Raw genomic sequence first — 245 nt, forward strand, 5'->3', positions numbered from 1 at the left:
CGGAGCTGAACGAAACGAAAAGAACCTCGCCAGGCAGTACACGGGCTTGGTCCATTACGCCTCTCACCGCTTTCAGGACAGCCTGGAAAATCTCATCCGGGTCCTGCTCGGCTGTTGACGGGGTCGGGGTATATAAAGGATAGCCGCCGCCCGCTTTGGCGACGTCCTTTCCGTTTTCTTGGAAAAGCACCGCTTTAGTGCTCGTTGTTCCGATATCGACTCCGATCATATAGCGGGACATGCTG

The 245-nt window shown here is 55.5% G+C and carries 1 protein-coding gene; it reads right to left on the reverse strand.

Annotated features, from left to right (window positions below; genetic code table 11):
• On the reverse strand, nt 1-245 hold a 245-nt coding region (locus KVT34_RS30800), incomplete at both ends, for an FGGY family carbohydrate kinase (protein ID WP_309244146.1).

Source organism: Paenibacillus sp. GbtcB18 (assembly GCF_019091125.1).
Lineage (GTDB): Bacteria > Bacillota > Bacilli > Paenibacillales > NBRC-103111 > Paenibacillus_F > Paenibacillus_F chitinolyticus.